General features: G+C 57.6%; 21 protein-coding genes. 8 read left to right on the forward strand and 13 right to left on the reverse strand.

Features of this window, described 5'->3' with window-relative positions; all coding sequences use genetic code 11:
* Window positions 1-82: 82 nt before the first annotated feature.
* The 3 genes from J122_RS17005 (at window position 83) to J122_RS17015 (ending at window position 4113) form a co-directional block, all read left to right on the forward strand.
* Complete coding sequence (locus J122_RS17005) at window positions 83-1105, forward strand: AraC family transcriptional regulator (protein ID WP_061333328.1); 1023 nt, start codon at window positions 83-85, stop codon at window positions 1103-1105.
* Between the two features lie 248 nt (window positions 1106-1353).
* Window positions 1354-3168: a choice-of-anchor D domain-containing protein gene (locus J122_RS17010; protein WP_061333329.1), complete on the forward strand. Its 1815-nt coding sequence runs from the start codon at window positions 1354-1356 to the stop codon at window positions 3166-3168.
* Between the two features lie 102 nt (window positions 3169-3270).
* A complete protein-coding gene (locus J122_RS17015) occupies window positions 3271-4113 on the forward strand; it encodes a DUF6160 family protein (protein ID WP_061333330.1) in 843 nt (280 codons plus the stop codon).
* A 33-nt stretch (window positions 4114-4146) separates the two neighbouring features.
* On the opposite strand, the gene J122_RS17020 is transcribed toward J122_RS17015, so the two are convergent.
* The 3 genes from J122_RS17020 to J122_RS17030 form a co-directional block, all read right to left on the reverse strand.
* Window positions 4147-4806 (reverse strand): hypothetical protein, encoded by a 660-nt coding sequence (locus J122_RS17020; RefSeq protein WP_058090601.1) that lies wholly within the window; start codon window positions 4804-4806, stop codon window positions 4147-4149.
* A 3-nt stretch (window positions 4807-4809) separates the two neighbouring features.
* The gene (locus J122_RS17025; protein ID WP_061333331.1) at window positions 4810-5811 is read right to left on the reverse strand and encodes a CobW family GTP-binding protein; all 1002 of its coding nucleotides are present in this window, start codon (window positions 5809-5811) and stop codon (window positions 4810-4812) included.
* 92 nt (window positions 5812-5903) lie between these two features.
* The gene (locus J122_RS17030; RefSeq protein WP_061333332.1) at window positions 5904-6218 is read right to left on the reverse strand and encodes a DUF2007 domain-containing protein; all 315 of its coding nucleotides are present in this window, start codon (window positions 6216-6218) and stop codon (window positions 5904-5906) included.
* Between the two features lie 85 nt (window positions 6219-6303).
* Here J122_RS17030 and J122_RS17035 point away from each other — a divergent pair, with 85 nt between their 5' ends.
* Entirely contained in the window at window positions 6304-7359 is a 1056-nt protein-coding gene (locus J122_RS17035; RefSeq protein WP_061333333.1) for an alpha/beta hydrolase, read from the forward strand.
* Window positions 7360-7366: 7 nt separating this feature from the next.
* On the opposite strand, the gene J122_RS17040 is transcribed toward J122_RS17035, so the two are convergent.
* From J122_RS17040 to J122_RS17060, 5 genes are all read right to left on the reverse strand, one after another.
* Window positions 7367-9658, reverse strand: coding sequence for a putative bifunctional diguanylate cyclase/phosphodiesterase (locus J122_RS17040; RefSeq protein WP_082780625.1), 2292 nt, complete (start codon window positions 9656-9658; stop codon window positions 7367-7369).
* 94 nt (window positions 9659-9752) lie between these two features.
* Window positions 9753-10358 (reverse strand): LysE/ArgO family amino acid transporter, encoded by a 606-nt coding sequence (locus J122_RS17045; RefSeq protein ID WP_061333334.1) that lies wholly within the window; start codon window positions 10356-10358, stop codon window positions 9753-9755.
* A gap of 30 nt (window positions 10359-10388) precedes the next feature.
* Complete coding sequence (locus J122_RS17050; RefSeq protein ID WP_082780626.1) at window positions 10389-10973, reverse strand: CPBP family intramembrane glutamic endopeptidase; 585 nt, start codon at window positions 10971-10973, stop codon at window positions 10389-10391.
* Window positions 10974-10976: 3 nt separating this feature from the next.
* Window positions 10977-11831, reverse strand: coding sequence for a crotonase/enoyl-CoA hydratase family protein (locus J122_RS17055; RefSeq protein WP_061333335.1), 855 nt, complete (start codon window positions 11829-11831; stop codon window positions 10977-10979).
* A 37-nt stretch (window positions 11832-11868) separates the two neighbouring features.
* Window positions 11869-12240, reverse strand: a complete 372-nt coding sequence (locus tag J122_RS17060; protein ID WP_058090609.1) for a YidH family protein — start codon at window positions 12238-12240, stop codon at window positions 11869-11871.
* A gap of 71 nt (window positions 12241-12311) precedes the next feature.
* Between J122_RS17060 and J122_RS17065 the strand changes: the two genes are divergently transcribed.
* Complete coding sequence (locus tag J122_RS17065) at window positions 12312-13283, forward strand: ribonuclease Z (protein ID WP_061333336.1); 972 nt, start codon at window positions 12312-12314, stop codon at window positions 13281-13283.
* Here the strand turns inward: J122_RS17065 and J122_RS17070 are convergent, their stop codons facing one another.
* Window positions 13284-13604, reverse strand: coding sequence for an antibiotic biosynthesis monooxygenase family protein (locus J122_RS17070; protein WP_061333337.1), 321 nt, complete (start codon window positions 13602-13604; stop codon window positions 13284-13286). It lies immediately after the preceding gene.
* A gap of 87 nt (window positions 13605-13691) precedes the next feature.
* Here J122_RS17070 and J122_RS17075 point away from each other — a divergent pair, with 87 nt between their 5' ends.
* Complete coding sequence (locus J122_RS17075; protein ID WP_061333338.1) at window positions 13692-14525, forward strand: zinc-dependent peptidase; 834 nt, start codon at window positions 13692-13694, stop codon at window positions 14523-14525.
* Here J122_RS17075 and J122_RS17080 read toward each other — a convergent pair.
* Window positions 14522-14749 carry a hypothetical protein gene (locus J122_RS17080; protein ID WP_061333339.1) on the reverse strand — a complete coding sequence of 76 codons (228 nt, stop codon included), beginning with the start codon at window positions 14747-14749 and terminating at the stop codon, window positions 14522-14524. The genes J122_RS17075 and J122_RS17080 overlap by 4 nt on opposite strands.
* 24 nt (window positions 14750-14773) lie before the next feature.
* Between J122_RS17080 and J122_RS17085 the strand changes: the two genes are divergently transcribed.
* Window positions 14774-16960 carry an OsmC domain/YcaO domain-containing protein gene (locus J122_RS17085; protein ID WP_061333340.1) on the forward strand — a complete coding sequence of 729 codons (2187 nt, stop codon included), beginning with the start codon at window positions 14774-14776 and terminating at the stop codon, window positions 16958-16960.
* 25 nt (window positions 16961-16985) lie between these two features.
* Here J122_RS17085 and J122_RS17090 read toward each other — a convergent pair whose 3' ends face one another.
* The 3 genes from J122_RS17090 to J122_RS17100 form a co-directional block, all read right to left on the reverse strand.
* The gene (locus J122_RS17090; protein ID WP_061333341.1) at window positions 16986-17339 is read right to left on the reverse strand and encodes a DUF1428 domain-containing protein; all 354 of its coding nucleotides are present in this window, start codon (window positions 17337-17339) and stop codon (window positions 16986-16988) included.
* A 15-nt stretch (window positions 17340-17354) separates the two neighbouring features.
* Window positions 17355-17714 (reverse strand): YciI family protein, encoded by a 360-nt coding sequence (locus J122_RS17095; RefSeq protein ID WP_061333342.1) that lies wholly within the window; start codon window positions 17712-17714, stop codon window positions 17355-17357.
* Window positions 17715-17856: 142 nt separating this feature from the next.
* The gene (locus tag J122_RS17100) at window positions 17857-19089 is read right to left on the reverse strand and encodes an RNA polymerase sigma factor (protein WP_061333368.1); all 1233 of its coding nucleotides are present in this window, start codon (window positions 19087-19089) and stop codon (window positions 17857-17859) included.
* Window positions 19090-19187: 98 nt separating this feature from the next.
* On the opposite strand from J122_RS17100, the gene J122_RS17105 reads away from it, so the two are divergent.
* Window positions 19188-19466, forward strand: a complete 279-nt coding sequence (locus J122_RS17105) for a SelT/SelW/SelH family protein (protein WP_061333343.1) — start codon at window positions 19188-19190, stop codon at window positions 19464-19466.
* Window positions 19467-19479 lie beyond the last annotated feature (13 nt).

Below are 19479 nucleotides of genomic sequence, written 5' to 3' on the forward strand. Positions count from 1 at the left end.
AAGCAGCCTGTAAAAGGCATGAATAATAACAACAGTATGGTTTATGACGAAACGCCGGGGTAATCCGGCCCAGAGACAAAACATGGATACGTTGAACAGTCTTGCCCTGGAAGTGCCAATTGTGTCGGCCCGCTATGCTTACCGGTTCATCCGGTTCATGGAAAGCCGGGGCGTAAAGCGCCACACCATTCTTGAGGATACCGGCGTTACTGAAGACATGCTCGAAAGTCCTGAGGCCAGCCTGTCTATGAACCAGGTTCTGGCGGTGCTAGGTAAAGCGGACTGGTTAATGACCGATGAACGAGCCGCCTTCGAGTTCGGCCAGCAGCTGGATCTCCCAAGCCATGGGCTGCTGGGGTTTGCGGTGCTCGGCCAGGAGAATCCGCGGCGGTTGATCAGCATGATCGTACAGTATCTCCGGGTGGGGCTGCCGTTGATGGATATGGAACTGGCTTCCACCGGCTCTACCTTTCGAATCCGGCTGATTGACACCTGGGGGCTTGGGAACCTTCGCCCCTGCCTGACCAAAATTTACATGGGTAGCATTCACCGGGTATCCAGCCAGGTGTGCAGCCATTTCAGTTTCCAGTTCGACTTCCCCAGTGCCATACCCGAAGAGGACTGGAAACGGCTGGCGCCAGGCTGCGAGTTTGAATTCGATGCCAACGTAAGCCAGGTCACCATGCCACTCAATGGACTACCGATCCGAAAAGACGACGCCAGCCTGGAATTCCTGGTGGCCCGCACCCGCCACGACCGTAAACAGCAAACCCTGGAGGCCGACGAGACGGTCATGCAGGTCCGGGAACTGATCATGAGCCAGCCCGGCCGCCCCTGCACCACTGAAAACATTGCCCGGCGCCTGGACATCAGCCCGAGGACGCTCAGGCAACACCTGGCCAGCGCAGGCACCTCGTTCCGCGAACTGAGAAACGACATCCGGGAAAGCTTTGCCACGCTGTACCTGAAAGACACCAATGTGCCACTGGAATCCATTGCTGAAAAACTGGGCTTTAGTGATCAGGCCGGCTTCACCAAAGCCTATCGGTCATGGACCGGCCATACGCCCGGCGACGTTCGTCGCAAGGCACGCAAAAAAAAGTGAACAGGGTTCAGCTATTAGGTTGATGCTGTTCACGCTTTAGGCAATCCCTCCCCTCTTCTCCGTTTTGGACAAAAACCCTGCCGGGGCAAGCAATGACCCACGCCGCCCCAAGACCGTTAAATGACCCTGCACTCATGCGTGCCCCGCACGTGTGGCAAAGGGATCTTTGCAAGTCCGATTGAGCTGTCCGTCATCGGTGTTGTCTGCAACCCGACTACAACAACTACAGATAGACAGAGGACGAACTCATGAAACTCAGGAACCTCAATACGAGTGTCCGCAAGCTCGGCCCGGCCGTTGCGGCAGCGGCCTTGATGGCCGGTGGTGCAAGCAACGTAGCCGCAGAGCCGGTATCCATTGAACTGGCATTCGAATGCCCGTTCCCCCTGATCGGAACCCAACCCATCCGCGCCCAGATCAGCGCAGACATTCCCACAGTGGCCAACGTTGGTGAGCCCACCCCGCAGTTTGAAGTCACCGCCATTACCGTAGTGAACGACGACGCCCGCACCGGGCTCAAGCTGGTTGGTTCGGAAACGGTCGAAGGCATTGCAACCAGCTTCAACACCGTGGTAACCGCCAATCGCAGTCTGGAACAGATTGTCGAACTGACAATTCCGCCCACATTCATTCCTAACGTAAGCGGCGAATTCGATGTTCCAGCCTCAGGCCTGGCACCTGAAGTGCTCTTTACCGAAGACGATATCGGCGAGGCTGAGATTCGCGTTGGCGGGCTTACCCTTGACCTGACAGCCCGCACCCCGAATGGCGATATTGCGCCGGCCCCCATCGGCGAGATTCTCACCGACTGCGTGCAACTTCCGGATCAGGACAACCTGCTGCAAACCATTCTGGTTAGCGGTGAGGTGTCCGAAACGCCGCGTATTGGCGTAAACCGGGAAGACCTGGCCTTCGGAAACGTGCAAGCGGGTTTGACGGCAGAGCAAACCGTCACCGTTTCCAACACCGGTAATGCCGCGCTGGGCATTAACAACGTTGTCATCAGCGGCACCGATGCCGACGCCTTCCTGCAGACCAACAACTGCGCAAGCCTGGCTCCGAGTGAATCCTGTGACGTGAACGTGACCTTCGCTCCAAGCACCGAAGGCACTCGCAATGCAACCCTCACCATCGAGTCGACCGATGCCGACAACCCTGCGGTTGATGTGGCGCTGACCGGCCGTGGTGTACTGGCCCCGACACCGGAAATCGGCGTTAATCCAGACGCTATTGACCTGGGCCGAATCCAGCTGGGCCAGAGCGCATCGGCGGAAGTGACCATCAGCAACAGCGGTAACGAAGTCCTGCTGATTGACAGCATTGCACTTGAAGGTGCCGGCGCTGCAGACTTTGTTCAAACCAACAACTGCACAACCATTGCCGCCAACGAAAGCTGTACCGTTGAGTTGAGCTATACCGCCAACGCGGTGGGCATCAGCAACGCCAACCTGGTGATCCGTTCAGACGACCCGGAAACACCGGAAGTCAGCGTTCCTGTCTCCGCTGAGGCCTTTGAGCAAACCGGTTCAGAACTTGAGCTGCTACTCGGCCTGGAAGGCTCTACCTTCATTAAGTCCTCGGGCGGCACCCTGCCCCTGAACGGTTCCATTGCCACCCTGCTGGATCTGGCGACGGGCACCTTCGAGGCCGACCTGGAGCTGGACCCAACCTATGGCAACTTCTCCATCAAACTGCTTTTCAGCAGGCTGAATGCCTCAGCCAATGTTGAATTTGAACAGGCAGACGTCACCACCGGCACGCTGATCAACGGCAAGCTCACCGCCAACTCACAGCTGTACGTGAAAGTGCCCAAGGTGGCTATCAAGATTCTCGGCCTGCCGCTTCGGGTTGGAGGGGGTTCCGAGTGTATGACTCGCGAGCCCGTCAGCATCGACCTCGCTTCGGTTGAAGGCTCCAACTTCTCGCCAGCGACCGGCGGCACCGTCAACGGTGTCTACGATCTGCCACCGCTGGAGAACTGCGGACTGCTGACTGGTCTGCTCAACCAGTTCCTCACCGGTTCCGGCAACACCATTGAACTGGAGTTGACCCCGGAACAGTAAGGAAATCCGGCTTAGCCGGATAACACGGCCACAGCTGGCGATAGCCGGCTGTGGCTACGTCGTTGGAAACGTCGAATAACAAAACCAAAAAGGAACAATACAATGAAAAGCCTGAAAAAATCCGCGCTAGTGCTGGCCATCGCTGGTTTGCCTTTTGCGGCACAAGCAGACCTGAAGCCTCTCGACGACGCCCATATGGGTAACATCACCGGTCAGGCCGGTGTCACCATTGAGCTGGAAACCCGGGTGGACATCGGCGAATTCCGGTACACCGATGAAGGCTCACTGTCCATCAAAGACATCAAGATTGGTGGCGCCAACCGTACAGATCTGTTCGAGGAGATCACCGATTTCCGCGACGCCCTGTTCGGTCAGACCAGTGATTTGATCGACAACATCAAGATCGATATCGACATCGCGGATGACGGTGACGCACTGATCAACATCTTCCCGATCACCGCGGCGCCGATCGATTTCGGTATCAGCACCGGTGACTGGACGCTGGAGGGTCATACCGATTCGACCTTGCTGGCCAGCAACTTCAACATGGTGGGTGCCTTCACCAAGGTTGGCATCCGCGTTGATACCGCCACCGACACCCTCAACCTGAATACCCAGGTAGGCATCTCCGAGCTCAACGTTGATTTCGACTTCCTGGCCCTGGGCATCCGCGGCCTGAAGATGACTGGCGCTGACTACATGGGCACCCGGCTCGATGGCTCCGCTGCGAACCCGGGCGTTCTGACTCTTGGAGCCACCATTGATATGGACGTGTACAAGGGTACCCGCCTGGGTGGCGCCGGCGACGCCCTGGCCATCGACCTGAACACCTTCGCGGCGGACATGTCGATTGACCAGGTGCTGGTGGGCGGCACCTCTATCGGCTCGGTGATGATGGACAACCTGGTGGTTCAAGACACCACCATGCGCATCTACGGCCATTAAAACCCAAAAGCCCGGCGCTTGCCGGGCTTTCCCTCACTTCCTGAAAAAGCGTGGATTACGCTCGATAAACGAATCAATCCAGCGCTCCAGGAACGAGTTCCGCTCAGGGTTCTTCAGGTATCGCCAGCCAAGGATCGAAATAATCAGCGCGCCCAGCGCGTCAACGATCAGGTCCCACATGGTATCGGTCAGCCCCGAGGGATCGCCCAGCATTGGCTTCTGCATGTTCATGCCAAACAGGCTGTCCATGGCAAACTCGAAGATCTCCCACAGGGCACCAACGCCCAGCGCGAACATAAAGGCAAAGAACGCTACAAACCCGGGCTTCATGTGAACGTGAATCTTTTCGGTCTCGTTCATGATGTGAACCAGCAAGAAACCGAGAATCCCCAGCAGGAAGCCAGACATGGTATGCAGCGCCATGTCCCACCACCAGAACCGGTTGTAGTAGTCGTGAATCTCCCCAAGGAAAAGTGACGCGAACACGAACCCAATGGCCGCCAACTGCAGTTCCGGGGGAATGTGAATCCGGAACCGCCGCTCAAACAGTATCGGGAACAGCGTGATCACAATGATCATGCTGGTCAGGAAAGCGGTAAACCAGCGCTGCCCCCAGATCGCAAGCACCGCCTCAAGCAACAGAATGGATTGCAGAAACAGGGTGATTCTCTGGTGAGTAATCCGAATTCTCATACCTTAATCCTGGTCGGTCAGCCCGGCTGCGGCCCGCAGCAGCTGGTCCATTTCCGAGGCATCCAGTGCCTCGGCTGAAATCAATTCCACCCGGGAAAGCTCCCTGGGCTCGCCCGGCAGGATGGTAACAGCGCCGTCCACAACGTTTACAACGCGCCAGCCATCCCGGGTATGAATAACGGCCTTGAAGCGCAGCAACCGGTCATCCATGGCCATCGCCAGTATCGCATTTTCGTCCAGCATCAACTCAGGATGAATCCGCCAGCCTATACTATTGTGCCCTTGCCCCCGGTTAGTGACCCATTGCCATGGGTTCTCATCAACTGACGGTGGCGGGCTATCCGCGATCTTGCCATGGTGGTGATGGTGCGCATGAGGCTCAGACACCTCGGGTAACGCGGCCGTGCCATCAAGCAAGGCAACCGAAAGGTGGCCATGGTTGGTGTGATACACCGGACGGCCCTCCGGTGCAAGCCGGGCCGCCCATTGATCAAATGCGTGCACCTGGTTGTCTGTGCACAAGTCCGTCTTGTTCGCGACCAATATATCCGCCGCCGCCACCTGGTCCCGGAACTGAACGTTGTCCTGCACCCTGGGGTCTTCCAGTTTACGGGGGTCGACCAGGGTGATCACCGGGCCCAGTTTCAAGACGTCCTGATAATACTCGCCCGTCAGGGTATCCAGAATCTGGGAGGGATGGCCAAGACCGGTGGGTTCGATCAACAGCCGGTCGGGCTTCGCCCGGGCAATCAGCTGGTTAAGGCCAATCTGCATGGGCAGGCCGGCAACACAACACATGCAGCCGCCGGGAATTTCCCGTACCACGGCTCCCTCGGTCTCCAGGATGGCGCCGTCGATCCCAACCTCACCAAACTCGTTCACCAAAACCGCCCAAACCTCGCCTTCCGGCTTTTGCCGGAGCAAATCAAGGATGGCGGTGGTTTTGCCTACACCAAGAAAACCAAGGATCAGATTGGTAGGAACAGGGCGGACGGGATCAGACATGAGTGCGGCCTCAAAAGCGTTACAACATAACAAAAATGAGGCACCCATTACCAGTGGGGGCGCAACAACAAAAGCCAAACCATCCGATCAGCTCAGAATCGCCATAGAAGCCAGGCCAAAGCAACGATTACAACAATAAACCAGCGAGCATAATGATCCGGCTTGTCCTGCTCGTCGCGTTGCGAGGCCGCTACCACCCGGTCGGATTCGTACTCGTCAATCAGAACTCTGGCCCGGTAAACATCATCATCGTCCACATGAACATTGCTGAATCCGGCAGCACCAATCTCCCCCATCGCACCCTGCAGGTAGTGCCCGCCCACATAGGCGTCGATGCCATTGGCCTCCAACATGCCGGCAACAATGTGTGCCTCGGTGATATCCCGGGCCCGATAGGCTATTTGCAAGATGACTTTCCTCTGTATGCTTGGCCATGGTACGAATATAGTTTCAGCATAGTTCCCTTTTTACAGGGTCCCAAAAGGAAAACCCATGCTCTGGATTCTGCTCGCTGTTGTTGCGCTCATCGTTCTCTCAACCTTCTTGCTGTTCCGGGTGCATGACCTTTCCCACTACGATGGCGGTGACTGGGCGGTGCGGGAAGTGGCTCCGAACCCCGCCCACGACGAGGTGATGGAACGCATCAAAGACATGGGGCGAGCGTCCCGGGGCCTGAAGGGCAAAGCCCGCCTGATTGCACTCAGAAATCATCTGGACAGTCTCGGTGAAGGTGTAGAGGTTAAATCCGAGATTCGCCACAACGATCAACCCCGGGGCGAATGGGTGATTGCACCGGGTGCCGATACCCGCCGCCGGGTGCTCTACATTCACGGTGGCGCCTGGGCCGCAGGAAGCCCCCGCAGTCATCGCGCCATTACCGACCGGTTCTCACAACTGGCCAATGCGGCGGTGTTTGCGTTGGATTACCGGTTGATGCCGGAACACCGTTTTATGGACGGCATTCGCGACTGCCGCCAGGCCTATACCTGGCTGCTGAACCACGGCCCGGATGGCGAAGAGAAGGCGGAGTTCATGGTGGTAGCGGGCGATTCTGCCGGTGGAAGCCATACCCTGTCTCTGCTGGCCTGGATTCGGGACAATGGGGAGCGCCAGGCCGATGCAGCTGTTGCCCTGTCACCGTCCACAGACCTCACCCTGACCGCCCCCAGCAACCGGGAAAATATCCGTACCGATCCCTTACTTGGGCCGGTTTTCGGAGGGTTGTCGAAGATTCCGCTACCGGTACTCTGGTGGGGTACCCTGGCGGCGTTTCGCATTTCCCCCACCAATCCCGTGGCGTCGCCCCTGCGCGGAAACCTTAACGACTTGCCGCCCACGCTGATTCACGCCAGCAGCACGGAGATGCTGCTGGACAACGCCACCCGATATGCCGCCAAAGCCCGGGCCGAAGGCTCTCCGGTGCAACTTCACACCTGGCAGAACATGGTGCACGTATGGCACATCTTCTCACCCCTGCTGCCGGAAGCGGAACAAGCCTTTGAGGACATCGGTGAGTTTCTGAGCCAGGTGGAGAAGCAACACGCCTGAGGTTGCCTCAGACGGGGGGCGCAGCCTTGTCGTTGCACTGACGGACCACGGAGGCCACGTCGCTCGCCGGCACCGGACGGCTGAACAGGTAACCCTGGAAGCGCCCGCAGCCCATCGCCACCAGCGTTGAGAACTGGGCTTGCTCTTCCACCCCCTCGGCAACCAGGCGCATGCGATGATTCTTGCCAATGGCAATGATGCTCTCGACCATGTTTCGGGCAGGCTCGTCATCAATGATGTTATCCACAAAGCTCTTGTCGATCTTCAGTTCATCGATCGGCAGCTTGCGCAACAGGCTCAGGGACGAATAACCGGTACCGAAATCGTCCATGGACAAACTGATGCCTTCGCGCCGAAGGTGTTCCAGCACTGGGATGACCTGGTCAAAACCTGCCATGAAAACCGTTTCGGTGATCTCCAGGGTCAGGTAGTGGGGGTGCACGCCATGCTTTTGCAATTCAGACAACACCAGATCGGCAAAGCCTGACTGCATAAACTGCATGGCGGAGATGTTCACCGACAGCTCCAATGGCATTCGCGCCTGGTCAAGAATCGTCCGGAAGTCTGAGAGACTCCGGCCCAACACGTAGTTGCCGAGCTCCACCATCAAGCCACAGGATTCTGCCACTTCAACAAATTCATTGGGCGGCACATACCCGAGCTCTTCATCATCCCACCGGGCCAGCGCCTCAACGCCCACTACCCGGCCACAGGCGTCCAGCTGCGGCTGGTACGCCATAAATATCCTGCCCTGGTGAATAGCCCCACGAAGTCGCTGTTCAATGTGCACGCGCCGCAAATAGCCTGCCTCAAATTCGTTCCGGTACAGGCACACATCGTTGCGGGTCCTCTTGGCCTGGTATAGCGCCAGGTGGGCACTTCGAATAACGCTGTTGAATGAATCTCCGTGGTCCGGAAACGCAGCAGCCCCCACACTGGCACCCAATTGGAGCCCCATTGGTCCGGTGGCCATATGGCGGGCCAGCCCTCGCAGCAGATCGCTACAGAATGCCAGCAGCTTCTCAGGCTCATGGATACGGCTGATCACTGCGAACTCATCACCGCCAAGTCGCGATGCGCCGTATTGTTCACTGGTCAGCTCACGTAAACACCGGGCGAACTCGCTCAGTACCTTGTCGCCGTGTTCCTGCCCGAACCGATCGTTAATGCCCCGAAAGTTATCGATGTCGAGAAGAACAACACCAAAGCCCTCGTCGCGATTAACGAGCTGCTGTATCTGGTCAATCAGGCCGACCCGGTTGAGCAGCGACGTCAGATCATCATGACGAGATTGATACATCAGGGCAGAGCGGCGTTTTTTCTCTGCACGCTCGATCTGACGCACGAGATAGAAGAGCAGGAGAAACAAGGCGACAAACACCGCCAACAAAACCAGGGCACGATCCAGAAAGGCACCCCAGACCGAACGAATATTGGATTCTGAAACAATCCAAAGCTCATAGTCCGGGGAATACCAGGCACCACCAATGAACGTATCACCGTCTCTTCTGCTGTAGTAGATACTGGGTTCCGGGCTTACTTTCACCTCCTCAACAGAAGCATCATTGGCTGCAATCAGGCTTTGCCTGTCTTCTTCACGCTGTTCCGGTGTCCGCTGGATGTGGGCGTACATATCTGGCGTGACGCCCTCGCTGGACATAAACTGTAAATAGCCATCGTGCTCCCGGAAGATCATCACAGAGTCGTCCGCTCCGGTGTGCAGATTGCTCCCGAATACTCCTTTTTCGCCATCAGCCCGAATGCCGGCAGACATCACCGCAATCACTTCGCCGCTGGCATCCCTTATGGCTTTACGGGCAGGAATAATCCAGGCACCGACCGCCGGCAAATAGTAGGTGCGGCCCACCACCAACCGATCAGACTCCATAGCCCGCTGGAAGCCGTCCCGGGATTCCTCCTGCTCCAACAGATTCGGCATCAGGCTGACATCCACGGTGGATGTCACTTTCACCAATTGCCCATCCGGCAAGGCCATACCGAAACCTGCGAGCGCCGGGCTGGCCTCCATGATATTGTCGAGAAAGGGCAACACCTCGGGGGTGGCGTTGACAAGATCCAGGCGCACAAGCTCAGCGGCGGCTACGTCCAGGATCAACTCCTGGGTACGTAACACGTTGATGGCAGATTGACTGATCAGTTGAACGCGAGACTGATGGTGAGACTCCTGGGCACGCAGTGTGGATTGCCAGATACTGGTCAGAATAAACGACAGGACAAGCACACCAACAGCAACAACCAGCCAGAACAACATCCAAAGATTGCGCTTGAAGATTCCCAAATTAACTCCGCCAGAGTGGTTGTTGTTAAAGCTATTCCTCTGTTACTGACGTGAGTATAGGCAGAAAAACGGACTTCGCACGATCACTTGAATTTCACAGACCTGAAAACGCCAGCTGCAGGGCGATGGCGAGCATCATCAAACCAATAACACCATCAATCACCCGCCATGCGCCGGGGCGAGAGAGCACCGGAGCCAGCGAAGAACCCAGCCAGGCCAGCCCACCAAACCAGATAACAGACGCGCTGCTTGCGCCTGCAACAAAGCCGGGCGCACTCGATTGCTGGGCACCCACCGCAGGAATCAGCAATAAAGTATCCAGATAAACCTGAGGGTTGAGGAGGGTGACCGCCAGGGTAGTCAGCAGCACCCCTTTCAGGGTCTTGCGAGTTTCGCCTCCGGCCTCAAGCGCAGCCCTGCCCCGTCCAGCCCTGATGAACGCCTGAACCGCCAACCAGCCGAGGAACGAGACTCCAAGCCAACGCAAAACCTCCAGGGCCTCTGGCATCGCCATCAGTGCCGCCGTCACGCCAAACATGCCCAGAGTGAACAACAGGATATCGGACGTCATGCAGACACCGGCCGACCACCAGTGATGCTCGCGACGAATCGCCTGGCTCAGTACGTAGGCATTCTGTGCACCAATTGCGACGATAATACCCCCACATACCAGTAAACCGGTCAGATAGCTTTCCAGCACAGAGAATTCCTGAAATGAGAGATGAACTGCTTAGCGCTTCACGCCAAACCAATGGGGATAGTTTATCAGGCAGTATATCGCCAACATGTCATAAACCGCATGCCACACCATCACCAGCTCAAGACTGCCGCTGAGCTGGTAGGCGGCACCCAGCACCAGGCCCAGGCCCGTAGCGACCAGAAAGTAGGTGAATGACACATAATGTACAAGGCCGAACAGCACAGACGCCGCCAGTACCGCCGTCCAGGGCCCGGTGTATTGCAACAACCAGCCCTGAACCGCGCCCCGGAACAGAAGTTCTTCACCAACGCCGGCGAGCACAGCCAATGCCAGTAACACCGGCCAGCGGTAACCGGACACAAAATCATAGAGCGCTTGCATCTGGCTGCTGAGGTCATCGGGGAACAACCAGGAATTTTGGGTCAGCAACAGCAGCGAGAGATAGGTAACAGCAGCACCCATCACGCCAAACAAAACCGCCTCGGTAAGGCTCAGGCCGCCCGACAGTATCGGAATACCAAACAGCCAGATGGCCAGAAGGCCAACCAGACCAATGCCGCCCTGGAACAACAGGGCGGCAGATGTTGAGATTGAGGAGCTCCGGCGGTCAGGCATGGATCAGTTAGAGAACAGATCCTTGACCGGGAACAGGTCATCGTAGACGGGCGCCTGTTTCTGGGCCTTTGCCTGGAAGGATTTCATCATGTCGGTGGGGCGGAACATGCCAGACTGCCAGGTAGCCATGTACTTGAGGCTGTCTTCCACACTGTGATCACGGCTGAAGTTAATCATCTCCTTGCAACCGGTTACCGCCAGGGGCGAATTGGCCGCAATCTGCGCCGCAATGGCCATGACGCCTTCCAGCATCGCTTCCTGGGATTCGTATACCGTGTTCACGAAACCAAGACGATGAGCTTCCTCTGCCCCGAACTTACGCCCAGTGTAGGCCAGTTCCCGCACCACGCCCTCGGGCATCAGCTTGGGCAGGCGCTGCAGGGTGCCCACATCGGCGGTCATGCCCAGCTCGGTTTCCTTGATGGTGAAATAGGCATCCGCGGTGCAGTAACGGCTGTCGGCCGCACACACCAGATCCAGGGCACCGCCAATGCAGCCGCCATGAACCGCTGCCAATACCGGCAGCCGCACTCTTTCCAGGGATGTGAGGGTATCCTGCAGCTGCAGCACCACCCGGCGAAGGTTCTCCGCCATCCGGCCCGGATCACCGCTCATGGGCACGGATTTTGGATCAGAGAATACGCCCAGATCCATGCCGGCGGAAAAGTGTTTGCCGGTGGAGGAAATCACAATCACCCGGGCATCGGTATTGGCTTCGATGTCCTGCACGCAACGGGGCAGCTCCAGCCAGAATGCCTTGTTCATGGTGTTCAGGGCTTCCGGGCGGCTGAACTGCACGTGGGCAATCTGGTCTTTTACTTCAATATTGAAGCTTTCGTAGTTGGCTAGTTCAGACAAGGTGTGACTCCTTTGGTTCTGTCGTTCTTGGATTGTGTTAGTACTGGCTGACAAACAGGGCGGCTGCCAGTGCCAGGCTGAGGAACGCCACGATCAGGTTGATGGTCATTCCCCAGCGGGCGTTATAGCCGTTGGGAAATTCTTCAGGACTCAGGGTTTTCAACACCGCTGCAAACTGGCGGGTAGCATAAAACGCTGTGGCGGCACCCAGCAGAATGAACAGCATCCCCAACCAATACATGGCTACCAGGTTCATGCTATTGCCGGTCTCCGGAGCTAATGCCGCCAGCAGCAAACCCGCCCGTTCTACCAGGAAGCCGAAGGCTGTCAGCCCAAGGCTGGTGCGGTTCCAGGCCAACAGAGTGCGCTCTGCGGCGAACAGTACCCGGGGGTCTTTCAGGTCAGACATGGTGCGGCACGTATCCTCTCGGTAAAAGGTTTCGTATCATTAGGGGGCACATTACCGCGAAACGAGGCACGATGGAATTTACTTTCCTGGGCACATCCGCCGGAACACCAACCCGGTCACGCAATGTCACCGGACTGGCCCTGAGCCGCTCCGGCCCCAAACCCTGGTACCTGATCGACTGCGGTGAGGGTACCCAGCACCAACTGATGCGCACGCGGTATTCGGTGATGCAGCTACGCGCCATTTTCATCACTCACATCCATGGCGATCACATTTTCGGCCTGCCCGGTCTGCTCACCAGTGCCTCCATGCTTGGCCGCACAGAGCCTCTGGATATCATTGCGCCGCCGCAGGTGCGCCGCTTTATTGATGCGGTGATTGAAAACAGTGATTCGAGCCTGAGCTACCCGCTGAACTTCATCAACTCCGAGGCGCAGGATTTCTACTGGCAGGATGACCGTATGGGCGTTACCAACGTGGCGCTCTCCCACCGGGTAGCCTGCCGGGCCTATGTTTTTACCGAAAGAAATCTGGAGCGCCAGTTAAAGCAGGAGAAACTGGCGGCGGACGGCATAGAGGCTGGCCCGGCCTGGGGCGATCTGCAAAAGGGCAACGACGTGTTGCTGGATGACGGCCGGTTACTGAGGAGCGACGACTACACGCACATACCCAGAACCGCCCGGCGCATCATTGTGGGTGGCGATAACGACACACCGGAGCTTCTGAAAGAGGCCAGCCAAGGCACTCATGTACTCATCCACGAAGCCACTTATACACAGGACGTGGCCGATCGGGTTGGCCACTGGCCCCAACACAGCTCAGCCCAACAGGTAGCCCGATTCGCCCAGAGCGTGAAACTGCCTAACCTGGTGCTGACTCATTTCAGCTCACGCTACCAGTCGGTAACTGGCGGCACGCCCCATATTAATCAATTGGCAGCGGAGGCGTTACAGCACTACAGAGGCCACCTGTTCCTGGCCAAAGATTTCGATACCTATCGTTTGGACAAAGACCTGACGCTGAACAAGCTCGATGACCACTGATTACCCGTTGTACCCGGGCGGCATCACCACCCATTCCGGGTCTTCAAATTCACCCAAAGGCCGGATCTCCACAAACGGCGCCGCGCTTTTGATGATGTCCATAATCCGGGGGTCCTTGGTTGCGTCCATGGCATCCCGGTCTGCCTTGCTGTCCCAGCTGGCGATGGCAATCAGCTTGTTCGGCTCACCGATCTTCCGGTGCAATTCAGTGCCCCGCGCCCCCGGCGCCTGCTGAATCAGCTCGCTGGCTCTTACCCAGGCATCCGCATAATCCTCGGCTTTATAGCCCTCTTTAACCGTAACCTCAAAAATGTACTTCATTATGACTCCCGGTCAGACCACTGTTGCCCACAGAATCAGGTATGATCACCACAAACACAACCACCAGCCATGGTAATGGGAACCTGAATGTCCACAGCGGTTGTATTTGCCATCTTTGCCACGCTTCTGATCTCTGGATCATTGTTCTATCTGTTTTTCTACCGCAGCTGGCGGCGAAAGCGTGAACTGCAGCAGCCCTTCCCCAAGCCCTGGCGCAGCTACCTGAAAAAGCAGGTACCCGCCTACAAAAGGTTGGCACCCCAACAAAGGAGGCGGCTTGAGCGTCTGGTACAGCTGTTTGTCTCAGAGAAGGACTATTACGGCTGCGATGGCTTTGCGGTAGACGACAGAGTGCGCGTAACCATCGCCGGCCACGCCTGCCTGCTGATTCTGGAGCGGCCGTTTTCAGATTACGACGATGTGCGGAGTATTCTGGTGTATCCGGACGTCTATCGGGCCAGGGGCACCGAAAGCGACGGCCTTGTGGTCAGCCACAGCGACCAGATCCGTGCAGGTGAGGCGTCTTCCCATGGCCAGGTGGTACTGGCCTGGAGCGAGTGCGAAAGCGCCATCGAGGAACCAAACAGCTCCCACAACGTGATCCTTCACGAATTCGCCCACCAGCTGGACTACCTGGATGGCACCGCCGATGGCGCACCCCCGCTTTATGGCGAACAGGCCCGAAACTGGCAGGAGACCATGACCAAAGCCTGGGACCACCTGCAACATCGGCTGGCACATCACCACAAGCCCTGGCTTGACCCTTACGGAGCCACGGAGCCGGCGGAGTTCTTTGCGGTATTGACAGAAACCTTCTTTCAACAGCCGGAACACCTGTTTGAAGCCCAGCCGGATGTCTACAAAGCCCTGTGCGGCTATTATCGGCTAGACCCGAGAGACTTCAGCAGCCAGCGCCCTTAGCGGCCATCACCCTTGACCCCAAGCCTGTCCAGGTAAAGGTGAAGCTCCTGCTCACTGATGTTCACGTATTCCAGCACTCGGCCGTAGAGCATCACCGTAGGCACATTGCGACCACCCAGCTCCTTCTGGGTTTCACTGAGGACGTAAAGTATCGTCCTTTCGGTTTTTGTGAGACCATCCCGCGCATCGGGGATTACCTCGTCTATTCCGCGTGAACTGCTCATATTTCTGAATCCGGTAAGCTGCCCATGGAAATCAAAGTCAATTATCTCGACAACCTGAGGCTTGAGGCCAAATTCGACGATTTCACCGTCGTCTCAGACCAGCCCGTCCGCTACAAAGGCGACGGCTCGGCACCCGGCCCCTTTGATTATTTCCTGGCGTCCTCCGCCATGTGCGCAGCCTACTTTGTAAAGGTTTACTGCAACGCCCGGGATATCCCTACAGATAACATCCGCCTGTCGCAAAACAACATTGTAGACCCGGAAAACCGCTACAAGCAGATTTTCAAGATTCAGGTGGAGCTGCCGGAAGACATTTCCGACAAAGACCGCCAGGGCATCATCCGCTCCATCGACCGCTGCACGGTCAAAAAGGTGGTGCAAACCGGTCCGGACTTCCAGATTGAAGTCGTCGAAAACCTGGACGAAGACGCCCAGGCACTGCTGACAGTGAAGCCGGAAGGCGAAGCGAATACTTACATCGAAGGCAAAGACCTGCCCCTGGAAACCACCATTGCCAACATGAGCGGCATATTGGCAGACCTGGGCATGAAAATCGAAATTGCCTCCTGGCGCAACATTGTGCCTCACGTGTGGTCCCTGCACGTGCGCGACACCGCCGCCCACATGTGCTTTACCAACGGCAAGGGCGCCACCAAGGAGGCCGCCCTGTGCTCGGCCCTGGGTGAGTTCATTGAGCGGCTGAACTGCAACTTCTTCTACAACGACCAGTACTTCGGCCAGGACATCGCCAACAGCGAGTTCGTGCATTACCCGAACGAGAAATGGTTCCAGCCCGGCCCGGACGGCGAGCTGCCCGAGGGCATCCTGGACGATTACTGCCTGGAGATTTTCAACCCGGACGGCGAACTGCTGGGCACCCACCTGTTCGACACCAACTCCGGCACGCCGGAGCGCGGTATCTGCAGCATTCCCTATGTGCGCCAGTCGGATGGGGAAACCGTGTACTTCCCCTCCAACCTGATCGAAAACCTGTACCTGAGCAACGGCATGAGCGCCGGTAACACCCTGCAGGAAGCCCAGGTGCAGTGCTTGTCCGAAATCTTCGAGCGGGCGGTGAAGAAAGAAATCATCGAAAACGAAATCGCCCTGCCGGACGTGCCCGAGAGTGTGCTGGCCAAGTACCCGGAGATCGTTGAGGGCATCAAAGCCCTGGAAGAACAGGGCTTCCCGGTACTGGTGAAAGATGCCTCTCTGGGTGGTCAGTTCCCGGTGATGTGCGTGACCCTGATGAACCCAAAAACCGGCGGCGTCTTTGCCTCCTTCGGTGCGCACCCCAGCTTCCACGTGGCACTGGAACGCAGCCTGACCGAACTGCTGCAGGGCCGCAGCTTTGAAGGCCTGAACGACCTGCCCGCGCCTACGTTCAACTCCATGGCGGTAACTGAGCCCAACAACTACGTTGAGCACTTTATCGATTCCAGCGGCGTGGTGTCCTGGCGCTTCTTCAGTGCCAAATCCGACTACGATTTTGTGGAGTGGGATTTCTCCGGCACCAACGAAGAAGAAGCCGCCACCCTGTTCGGCATCCTCGCGGACATGGGTAAGGAATGTTACATGGCGGTATTCGAAGACCTGGGCGCTCCGGTGTGCCGCATTCTGGTGCCGGGCTACTCCGAGGTGTATCCGGTGGAAGACCTGGTGTGGGACAACACCAACATGGCGCTGGCATTCCGGGAAGACATCCTGAACCTGCACCGTTTGGATGAAGACGAACTGACCGATCTGGTGCAGCGCCTGGAAGAGGCTGAGCTGGACGTGTACATGACTATCGTCACCCTCACCGGCATCGAGTTTGATGAGAACACCGTGTGGGGCCAGCTGACCATTCTGGAACTGAAACTGCTGATCTACCTGGCGTTGGGCGAACTGGAAGAGGCCCAGGAGCTGGTGGATATGTTCCTGCAGTTCAATGACAACACCGTCGAACGGGGCCTGTTCTATCAGGCCATGAACGCGGCGCTCGAAGCCACGTTGAACGAAGAACTGGAGCTGGACGACTACCTCTACAACTTCCGCCGTATGTTTGGTGACGAGGTGATGGACGCCGTGGTCGGCTCCATTAACGGCACGGTGCGCTTCTATGGCCTGGAGGAAACCGGCATGGACCTGCGCGGCCTGGACCGGCACCTGAAGATGATCGAGAGCTACAAGAAGCTGCATGCGGCCAGGGCCCGCAAAGCCGGGCTCTGACCACAGGCGGTGCCAGCAGGCACTGCTACTCCAGCACCACCGCTTCAAAGCCGCCGTAGATCAGTCGCTTGCCATCAAACGGCATAGGGTTCACATCCGGCTGCAGGCGCGGATCGTCCATGATTCTGGGCATGGCTTTGTCCCTCACTGCGCGGGACGGCCATTCAATCCATGAGAACACGACCGTTTCCTCGGGCTGACACTTCACAGCCATGGGAAACGACGTGACCTTGCCGTCTGGCACGTCATCCCCCCAACACTCCACCATCTTGGTAGCGCCGTATTCCTTGAACACCGCGGCGGCATCGCTGGCGTGCTGGATGTACTTCTGTTTGTTTGCGGTTGGCACGGCGGCCACAAATCCATCGATATAACTCATGACTTTTCTCCTGATTCAGTCTTTCGGTGGCAGCTCCCGTACCGGCCGCACTTCAATGCTGCCGAAGCGTGCCGGTGGAATCCGGCTGGCCAGGTGCAGGGCTTCGTTCAGGTCTCTGGCTTCCAGCAGGTAAAACCCGGCCAACTGCTCTTTCGTTTCGGCAAACGGGCCGTCGGATATCAACACCTCACCATTGCGAACCTGCACGGTGGTGGCCGTGTCGGTTGGCTGCAGAGGCTGGCCGGTGACGTAATTTCCCTGTTCGGTCAGCCGCTCTACTCCGGCCACACACTCCTGGTTCAGGTCATGCCACTGCTGATCGGTCATGGCGTTGATAATGCTCTCCTGGTAATACACCAGAGCAACGTATTTCATGGATTACCCTCCTTCTGCCAGTGGGGCAGGATCTGGTTTGAACTGGGTTCGCCCGCTTTGCGCGATAAACGTCTCCTGCGGGGGGTGTTCTACTGTTTAGTCGAGCCAACACCCCGGAAATCGACAGGTCGGGAATATTTTTTCAAACACCGCCAGAAAGGGATTGAAGCCGTCGCTTCAGAAAACGGCGCTCCGGCCCCTGAGTCGCAAGTTCCAGGGCACGCTGGTAGGCAACGATCGCAGATTCGAAATCACCGGCTCTGCGCAACAGGTCGGCACGGGCCGCATGGAACAGGTGGTAGGTCAGGATTTCCTTGTTGCCCAGCAAGCCATCCAGGAGCGCCAGTCCGGCTTCCGGCTCATCCCGCATGGCAACGGCCACAGCGTGGTTAAGCGCTATTACCGGCGATGGGTGTTGGCGATACAGGGCATCGTATAACCGGGCAATTCGCCGCCAATCCGTGTCTTCGGCCCGGCGAGCCTGGGCGTGCACCGCCGCTATGGATGCCTGCAGGGTATACGGAGAGGCCGGCGTTCTCGCCAGTGCCTGCTCCAGCCACTTCAGCCCGAGTTCGATCTGCTTCTGGTCCCACCTTGAACGGTCCTGATCCTCGAGCGTAATCAGATCGCCCTGCTCGTCCTCACGGGCGCTTCGGCGGGAATCGTGCAGTAGCATCAGTGACAACAGGCCGAACACTTCACCCTCGGGAAGCAATCTTGCCAGCACCTCAGCCAGCCGAATGGCCTCGCCCGACAGGCTCACATCCACCAGCGAATCCCCATCGCTCCGGGAATAGCCCTCGTTAAACACCAGGTAAATGACCCGAAGCACCCCGGGCAAGCGCTCGGCAAGCTGCCTCGGTTCCGGCACCTCGTAGGGAATCCCCGCCTCACGGATCTTCTTCTTGGCTCGCACAATCCGCTGGGCCAGGGTGGCCGGCTTTTGCAGAAGGGCGCTGGCTACCTGCTCTGTGGTCAGGCCGCACATTTCCCGGAGGGTTAGCGCAACTCGTGCATCCAAAGATAACGCCGGGTGGCAACAGATAAACAGCAACCGAAGCTGGTCGTCTTCGATACCCTCTGGAGCGGCAGCTTCAGAGTTTTCTTCGTCTACCGCCATCAGATGCGAATAGCGCCTGGCGGTCTGACCCCGGCGGATATGATCAATGCCCTTGTGATGGCCGGCCCGGATCAGCCAGGCAACCGGATTATCCGGCCGCCCTTCTTCAGGCCACTGGCGCACAGCAGCGGCAAACGCCTCCTGCATGGCTTCCTCGGCCAGTTCAAAGTCGCCTAACAAACGAATAAGGGTAGCCAGCACCTGCCGGGAATGCTGATGGTATAGTTGGCCGATTGCCGGATAGTCTGATGACATTGATTGCACACTGCCGTCCATTGCCTTGAGCGAAGGAAACACCACACATCATTTGATAGCATGGCACATAGATTTTTCCATGCAGGAAGCATTAACAAATGGCAACGCGAATCACCTTACATTACTGCACCGGCTGTAACTGGATGCTGAGATCCACCTGGATGGCCCAGGAACTGCTCACCACCTTCGACGGCATGGTCGACGAACTTACCCTGAAACCCGGAACCGGCGGCATCTTCGAAGTCTGGGTAAACAACACCCGTATCTGGTCCCGCAAGGAACAGGGAGGCTTCCCGGACATCAAGCAATTGAAGCAACTGGTGCGGGATCAGATAGCGCCGGAGCACTCCCTCGGGCATTCAGACAAACCAGCGTAATTCAGGCCAGGGA

It is taken from the genome of Marinobacter excellens LAMA 842 (genome assembly GCF_001574445.1).
In the GTDB taxonomy this organism is placed as follows: domain Bacteria; phylum Pseudomonadota; class Gammaproteobacteria; order Pseudomonadales; family Oleiphilaceae; genus Marinobacter; species Marinobacter shengliensis.